The 7494-nt window shown below is 50.8% G+C and carries 9 protein-coding genes and 3 tRNA genes; 9 read left to right on the top strand and 3 right to left on the bottom strand.

Translation table 11 applies throughout. The features are described from left to right. Positions 1-6 precede the first annotated feature (6 nt). From ACFO3S_RS14450 to ACFO3S_RS14480, 7 genes are all read left to right on the top strand, one after another. Complete coding sequence (locus ACFO3S_RS14450) at positions 7-897, top strand: ABC transporter ATP-binding protein (RefSeq protein ID WP_378097243.1); 891 nt, start codon at positions 7-9, stop codon at positions 895-897. Beyond that, positions 894-2465: an ABC transporter substrate-binding protein gene (locus ACFO3S_RS14455; RefSeq protein ID WP_378097246.1), complete on the top strand. Its 1572-nt coding sequence runs from the start codon at positions 894-896 to the stop codon at positions 2463-2465. Before ACFO3S_RS14450 ends, ACFO3S_RS14455 begins: the two co-directional genes overlap by 4 nt. Positions 2466-2697: 232 nt before the next feature. Continuing rightward, on the top strand, positions 2698-2862 hold the full coding sequence (locus tag ACFO3S_RS14460) for a hypothetical protein (RefSeq protein ID WP_378097249.1): 165 nt from the start codon (positions 2698-2700) through the stop codon (positions 2860-2862). Positions 2863-2948: 86 nt separating this feature from the next. Further along, complete coding sequence (locus ACFO3S_RS14465) at positions 2949-3149, top strand: YycC family protein (RefSeq protein WP_378097252.1); 201 nt, start codon at positions 2949-2951, stop codon at positions 3147-3149. 71 nt (positions 3150-3220) lie between these two features. Next, a tRNA-Met gene (locus ACFO3S_RS14470) sits at positions 3221-3297 on the top strand. A gap of 24 nt (positions 3298-3321) precedes the next feature. Then, positions 3322-3398: transfer RNA gene (locus ACFO3S_RS14475), tRNA-Ile, on the top strand. A 65-nt stretch (positions 3399-3463) separates the two neighbouring features. Next, positions 3464-3552 (top strand) — tRNA-Leu (locus ACFO3S_RS14480). A 223-nt stretch (positions 3553-3775) separates the two neighbouring features. On the opposite strand, the gene ACFO3S_RS14485 is transcribed toward ACFO3S_RS14480, so the two are convergent. After that, positions 3776-3916, bottom strand: coding sequence for a hypothetical protein (locus ACFO3S_RS14485; RefSeq protein ID WP_378097255.1), 141 nt, complete (start codon positions 3914-3916; stop codon positions 3776-3778). 523 nt (positions 3917-4439) lie between these two features. Between ACFO3S_RS14485 and ACFO3S_RS14490 the strand changes: the two genes are divergently transcribed. Further along, entirely contained in the window at positions 4440-5669 is a 1230-nt protein-coding gene (locus ACFO3S_RS14490; RefSeq protein ID WP_378097258.1) for a hypothetical protein, read from the top strand. A 169-nt stretch (positions 5670-5838) separates the two neighbouring features. Here the strand turns inward: ACFO3S_RS14490 and ACFO3S_RS14495 are convergent, their stop codons facing one another. Further along, positions 5839-6513, bottom strand: a complete 675-nt coding sequence (locus ACFO3S_RS14495) for a hypothetical protein (protein ID WP_378097260.1) — start codon at positions 6511-6513, stop codon at positions 5839-5841. A gap of 195 nt (positions 6514-6708) precedes the next feature. Here ACFO3S_RS14495 and ACFO3S_RS14500 point away from each other — a divergent pair, with 195 nt between their 5' ends. Further along, positions 6709-7422 carry a hypothetical protein gene (locus ACFO3S_RS14500; protein ID WP_378097263.1) on the top strand — a complete coding sequence of 238 codons (714 nt, stop codon included), beginning with the start codon at positions 6709-6711 and terminating at the stop codon, positions 7420-7422. Here ACFO3S_RS14500 and ACFO3S_RS14505 read toward each other — a convergent pair. Then, a partial coding sequence (locus ACFO3S_RS14505; RefSeq protein WP_378097297.1) for an IS3 family transposase occupies positions 7386-7494 on the bottom strand: 109 nt, incomplete at its 5' end. The genes ACFO3S_RS14500 and ACFO3S_RS14505 overlap by 37 nt on opposite strands.

The following is a 7494-nucleotide window of genomic DNA, read 5'->3' on the forward strand; positions in this document are numbered from 1 at the left end:
AAACCGATGATTACGTGCGAAGGACTCGTCAAAATATACAAAGCCGACGATCTGGAAGTCGTCGCTCTTCAAGGCTTAAACTTATCCGTCAAAGCCGGAGAGATGATGGCGATTATCGGCAACAGCGGAAGCGGCAAGTCGACCCTGCTGAACATTCTCGGCGGGCTGGATCGTCCGTCCGCCGGGCAGGTACAGGTCGGGCCGTGGAATCTGCTGAAGGTCAACGACGACGATCTGGTCAAGTACAAGCGGGACACGGTCGGATTCATCTGGCAAAATAATGCCCGGAACCTGCTGCCGTTTCTGACCGCGCTTGAGAACGTCGAGATGCCGATGATGTTCTCGGGCAAGCTCGACCGGGCTTACGCCAAACAATTGCTGGAATGGGTCGGCTTGAAGGATCGTATGCATAACAAGCTGCAGCAGCTTTCCGGGGGAGAGCAGCAGCGGGTCGCAATCGCCATCTCGCTGGCGAACCGCCCGCAACTGCTGCTGGCAGACGAACCGACCGGTTCGGTGGATTCCCGAACGTCCGATATCATTATGGATATTTTCCGGAAGTTTAATCGGGAACTGGGGCTGACGATCGTGATCGTCACCCACGACTTGTCGCTGGCCAGCAAAGTGGATCGGGTCGTCGCGATTCGCGACGGCTTGACGAGCACCGAGTTTATCAAGAGAAATCCGAATCTCGATCACTCTTTGCCGTTATCGGGAGGACGGACGCCGGAGGAAGCCCACGAAGCATTCGTCGTCGTGGATCGGGTCGGACGTCTGCAAATTCCGAAGGAATACTTGTCCGCTCTCTCGATCGGAGACAAAGCGACGATGGAATTCGACGGAGACAAGATTGTCATTACAAAACCTAAATCCTTGGAGGAGGACGAAACCGCATGAGCAAACAAGCAAGCAAAACCCGTAAATGGGTGCTGACCGGCATGACCTTATCTTTACTTGTCCCAACTTTAGCGGCTTGTAATTCTGGGGGGAGCGCGAACGACCCGGATAATCGCCGCACGCTCCGGATCGGAACGATGCACGGCAGCAAGTCGGATGAATCCTGGTTCCGCCAGCAGTTCACGGATATGTTCGAGTTCACCCATCCGAACATCGATATCGAGGTTGTTCCCGCGATCGACTACACCGAAATGCAATTCGAAGACTATTCCAAGCAGCGGGAGCCGGTCGACCAGATGGCTAAGCTCAAGGAAATAATGACCGGCAGCAATCCGATTGACGTCATGATCATTAGCGATATGAGCCTGCTTGGGCAAATGGTAAGCGAAAACCTGCTGAAGCAGCTCGACCCGATGATTAAGGAAGACAAGATTGATCTGAACGAGTTCGTTCCGACGGTTATCGACGGCATCAAGGAGCAAGGCGACGGCTTCCTGTACGCTTTGGCGCCTACCTTTCAGTCCTCCGCTCTCTATTACAACAAAAAGCTGTTCACGAGCGCCGGCGTCGAATTTCCGCAAGACAATATGAGCTGGGACGACGTCTTCAACCTGGCCAAAAGGATGAAGTCGGGAGAAGGCAAGGACTCCGTGTTTGGCTTTACGTTTAACCAGTGGGGATCGGGCGACAACTTCTGGGATTTCCAATCTTTCGCCGCGCCTTTGCAGCTCAGAATGTTCGACGAGAAGGGCGAGACGATGACGGTTAATACGCCGCAATGGCTTAATCTCTGGGAGACGGTATCCCAGATGAAGAAGGATCGCGTAACGCCTAGTCAGGAGGATATGAATTTCGACCAACCGACGGGCGAAGAGTACAGATACAATCCGTTCCAAGGCCAGCTGTTCCTGAACGGAAAAGCCGCCATGACGATCGGCGATTACGGCATGATCAACCAAATCCAACAGATGAACGACAACAGCGACAAGCTGAAAATGGAGAAGCTGGATTGGGACGTCGTCACGATGCCGTATCACGTCGGCAAGGAAGGCTTCGGAGGCAACATTTATGTGAACCAGTTGGCCGGCATTAACGTCAACGCGGCAAACAGCGAGGACGCTTGGGAGTTCATCAAGTTCATGAACGGCAAAGAGTGGGCGAAGCTGAAATCCCGCAGCACCTACGAGTTGTCCTCGCGCAAGGAATTCGTGAAGGTGCGCGACGGCATGAGCTATAATATCGAAGCGTTCACGAAGATGAAGCCGGCTCCGAGCCAAGGCTACTCGCTCAAGGATCAGGAGCTGTACCGCGAAAAACCGAACCTGAATTTGATCACGGAAATGGGCTCAATGCTGTTCTCCCAGATGATGCAGGGCAACAGATCCGCCAAGGAAGCTTTGGAGCTCTGGCAAGAGAAGGGCAACGACCTGCTCCAGAAAATCAAGAACAACCCGACGGGCAGCATCGACGATCCGTTTGGCGGAATCAATGCGGACAACGGCGGAGGAATTTCGATGGAAAAGAGAAGAATCATGGAAGCGGCCGGAGAAGCCGTTATTATCAACTAAAAAACTTCGAGCGTATGCAGGCGTCTGATCCGCAGGGATGAAGCGCCTGCTTTTTTAGAGGGATCGCGAAAGTGTAAAATACGTTATCCATGTCTGAATCACCTTCTACAAAAACGCGATTTCGCGTCTGGAGGACGCCGAAGGCGTTTATGCTTAGATCTTGGGGAATCAAATGCGCAAAGCCGCGCATGCTAAATACAACCACACCTTAACGGAAGCGAGGGGAATACGCGTGAAATGGGTCTACTGGTCGAGGCTGTACGACAGCAAGTTTCAAGCGGGATGTCTCGTTCAAAGAATGGAGCACGACAGCTGGGTATTCGGTCTCGAAGCGCCGCAGGAAATCGAGGTGTTTCGTTCGAAAAAGGGAAAGTACGGGGTGCGCTACTTGCCTTGAAGGGGATCGGGCAGAAGGGGATTGGCAGCGTGGGGCATTTTGTGCTAAGCTGGTGTCCGTAGGCAGGGAGAAAGGGGGAGACCGCGATGCGCAGAATGCCGTTGTCGGCGGATACAGCCGTGAAGCTGGCCGAATATATGAAGGTGCCTTTGGAGCATTTAATGCACATGCCGCAGCATATTTTGCTGCAGAAGCTGGGGGAAATGGCGAAGGCGTCGGCAGCTGAGGCCGGGAAAACGAAGGAAACGATGCAAATTTCGGAAACGGAAGAAAAGAAAAGTGAATAAAACGGTTGACAGTAAGTCGATCTTTATAGTATATTATTATTTGTCGCCAATAAATTCTATATGCTAATCGACGCGGGGTGGAGCAGCCCGGTAGCTCGTCGGGCTCATAACCCGAAGGCCGCAGGTTCAAATCCTGCCCCCGCAACCAACACCTTTCTCTGGACCTTTACGGGGGCCTTTAGCTCAGTTGGTTAGAGCGGTCGGCTCATAACCGATTGGTCGGGGGTTCGAGTCCCTCAAGGCCCACCACGCAGTTCTGCGAGGAGGCGGCGTTCCTTGGCCGATCGTCTATCGGCTGCCAGAGGGCCTAACATGCCGGGATGGCGGAATTGGCAGACGCACAGGACTTAAAATCCTGCGGTAGGTGACTACCGTACCGGTTCGACCCCGGTTCTCGGCACCACATACAGAAGCTCAAATCCCTTGATACATAGGGGTTTTTTTAATTTTTATAAGTTAAACCAATTCGACAAATCGATGCCGTCGTCTTGACGTTGGGGACGGATTGGGGACCAGGTTTATACTTGGGGTCAAACTTATCGAGATGTGATGCAGTTTGTTGGCTGAGTTTTTTGTCGAGCCTACGAGGAAAGGGATGAGAAGTTGAACCTTGTAACTTAAACAACTTACTCCAAATCATCCTTTTCTATCGCTAAATCGTCTTGGTCGCTGCCCCATATGTAGTCGTATCCTGGTTTAATTTGCGCCTTATTTTCCGACTCTGCCTTATTCTGATTTTCCAGTGATTCTTGATTTTCTTTTTCCATGCTCTCTACCACCTTTATACAAGTTGAGATTAATGTGTCCAGCAATTATTAGCAGTATACGGTATGCCAGCGAGGTACCTAATGAGGGATTTCATGTTGAAGTGACCCATGTTGTACAGACAGACAGCGTCGATGTCCGGACCATGCCTCAGTCGTGCCGGTTTTCCGGTCTATAAGACGCTGGACGGTTGCGAGCGCCATGGCGTCAAGCTGTCAAGTTCCCTGCAGCGGAGCGATCTGACGGAAGGCACATTATTGAGGGCCGACTGAATCTCGTCCTGTACTGTAAGTGGCTGGAATCGTCTATGGTGAAGAGCCTGCTCAAGTAGACGATGACGAAGGTCTACATGGTTGGCCACGAGGAGCGCTGGTTCGCGACGGCCCGGACAGCAACGCGGCCGGATACAGACCATCAGCCCTCCGCTGCCTAAGCGGGGGCTATTTTAATGGAAATGGCGCCGGTTGTCGTACGATTGCCACCAATAGATGAAAGGACAACTATCAGGGCAAGGAGTTGAAGCGAATGCCTGAAATGACACCGCACATGGGATTGAAGAAACCGTTGGAAACCGAAACGGCAGATATTTCTGTCATCAATGAAAACATGGATATGGTGGATTCTGCGCTTGGCGATCTAGCGGCTATCCCAACGGAATCAAAGGATATAGCCGGAGCGATCACGGAGCTTTTTACAAATGTCAGTGACGGTAAAGTCTTAATCGCGTCCGCGATCACTGACAAGGGAGTTCCAACGGACGCGAACGATACTTTCGTGGAGATGGCCGACCATATCGAAGCGATCGAGACCGGAACAGATACGAGCGACGCGACAGCGGTGGCTGCCGATATACGAGCGGGCAAGATTGCTTATGTTGACGGAGCAAAGATAACGGGATTGGTTCCGATTAAAGGCATTACTAACCCAGGTCACGAACCGGCAATCGGCTACGATGTGAGTGGAAGTAACGTGTATTTGAAGGCTCCAAAAGGTATTTACGATCAAGATACTTGGATTGTGCAGACAGAGCCGGACCTCGTTCCCGCTAACATTAAATCAGGGATTAACATTCTCGGAGTTGACGGTAAGCCGCAGGTCGTAGACACCACGGAAGCGGCGGTATCTGCCGCCGGAGCTTCTCATATTATTACTGGACGTGCGGGGTTCGTTAATGGCGCAAGAGTTGCGGGAACAATGCCCAATCGCGCCGGGGACACGGCGGCGCTGGCGTCAAGCGTGACGGCTACGACGCTAAAACTGCTTGCTTCATTGGGCTACCGGGACGGCGTGGACGATTACGTGACGATTACGGACCCGAACTTTATCGCAGCTAACATCTTATCGGGAAAGAGCATATTCGGACTCATCGGTAATGCTCCAGCTATTATTAGCCTCGTATCTGATGTAGAACATATGTCAGCCGCTGGTGTAACGGCAGCTAATCCCGAAATTACAAAGAGATTTACGGTTTTAGCATCCGGAACTGTGAGAGTAACCTACAAGCTGGCCACCCGTTTTTCTGGTCACACTGCGTTCGGAATAATCAATAAAAATGGAGACAGACTCACAGGTCTACAGGATAATAACTCAACACAATTTATCACTTTTACCACAGATGTTGCCGTAAATATTGGAGACATAATTGACATACTGGTTTACGGGTCCAACGAATTTGCTTATTCAATCGTCAAAGAAGCGTCTGTCGTCTCCTTGCCTCCACCATCCCCCCATAACGGAGTCATAAACATTCAGTGAGGTGACTTTATGGCCGATTAGGCCGCCGTTTTTGCAGCGGGAAGTGGCGGCGCTGCGGGAGCGAAGGGGCTCGAATGATGGCGACGTACACTAGTTACAGCAGAGGCTACACCGTACACAGCCGCAGCGCTCGGTTATGACGCGCCTACGCTCAATTCGCAGACGAGCTTTAGGTTTTGCGCATATCCTCAATAACAGCTTGAAGAAGCCGCAGCGTCTCTTCGGATTGTGCAATCGCTCGTTCATAGTGGTTTTCAAGCAATTGGTCGGTATAAATTTTTCTTAGAAGGTTAACTTCGGCCATAAAACCGACTGTTTGTTTGGCGCTGGCGATGACTTCGACGGACCTGGCTCTTAATGGCGCATAAGCCGGAGCCTCTAGTTGATCGGCTAGACGGGCGTAAGAAGCGTGGGAGGCGATGAATGCTTCGGTGTTAGCTTGTTCCGCTCCATTTTTGGTGAGAACAGCGAGGTTTTTTTGCGCTGTCCGCAGATGTTCCGGCCCCTTAAAGTTCGCCGCTCGATTTGATTCTTTTACGAAATGCTTGGTTTTCCTGGCGGCTTCTTCTATTGATTTTTTAACCTCTTGAGTAGCAAAGAGAATGTACGCGTTAGGATCGGGCTTGCGACTGCTAAGATCGGCCAAGCTGTCTATCGTGGCGGCGAATTGGGTGACCATAAAATATCGAATCGAGAATAGGGTTTCGATCTGAGATTGATAATGCTTGATATATTCGCGGTAGGAATCGCGGTTCTTTTCATTTTGAGAACAGTAGTCGAGCTTGTCGGATATGAATAAGTTCAGTTTATCCAAGTAATCGATTGTGATTGCTGCGGTATCCAAGCGTTCGCACCTCATCGCAGTTAGTCTTCGGATGATTAGACCGTACTCCACCCATCATATCACGAACCGGTAGGCAAAAACATCAACTCTCGCTCACGCCTTGTTGAAACGGATCGAATATTGACAGGATTTAACCGGTTGAGGGCCGTTGGTCGGTGATACATTTTAAGAAAAACGGTGAGGGGTCGCGAATTGTTGGTCATGAGAAACGGCAAGGCTGGATGGCTGATGCTGGTTTGCTTCTTTGTTTTGCTAGGCTGTCAATCTCCCCCATTCAGCATCGGCAAGGGGACTGCCCATTCAAAGACGGTTCTTTACGACGTAAGCCCGGATATTGAACGTGCATGTCTCCGTATCGTCAATCAGATTGAAGCGTACGTATTTGAACATGGCGAAATCGACAAAAGTTCGATAAAGAACGAATTAAGCGAGCTGGCGGAGACCGTTCGTCCGGACGAATTCGAGCCCAAGACCTATTCCGACGACGATGTGCGGGCAGTGAATCGGACGATCCGGCTGGCCGAAGATGCGCTGTCTGAGGATTGGAATTCTTTTTTTGACACCTATGCTTCATTAAAATCGTATTTCCCTTTGACCCAACCCGAATTCGAACACGATTCTGATAAAATGGCGGATTCGATCATTTACGATCTGTATCTGAAGTCATTTTATCCGAGGCAGGCTCTTTACTTAAGCGAAGCAGGGGCCGAGAAGTTTGCCGATGCCGTTCAAGAGATTAAGCAAAGCTCAACGATAGAGATTGGCGAGACTATAGTGAGCGAAGAGGACGGGCGCAGAGTAAAGGTAACGTATCGCTTCGTCGGGGAACAATTCTCGGATCAGGCCACTGTGATTGGATTGTCAACAGTAAATCAGACAATTTTTTTAAGGGCTTCTTGTCGGTACTGAACAGGCGTCATATAGCCTAAGGTGCCATGGATGCGATGCTTGTTGAACCAATTCACATAGTCATCTAATTCC

The organism is Cohnella hongkongensis (assembly GCF_042654645.1).
In the GTDB taxonomy this organism is placed as follows: domain Bacteria; phylum Bacillota; class Bacilli; order Paenibacillales; family Paenibacillaceae; genus Cohnella; species Cohnella hongkongensis.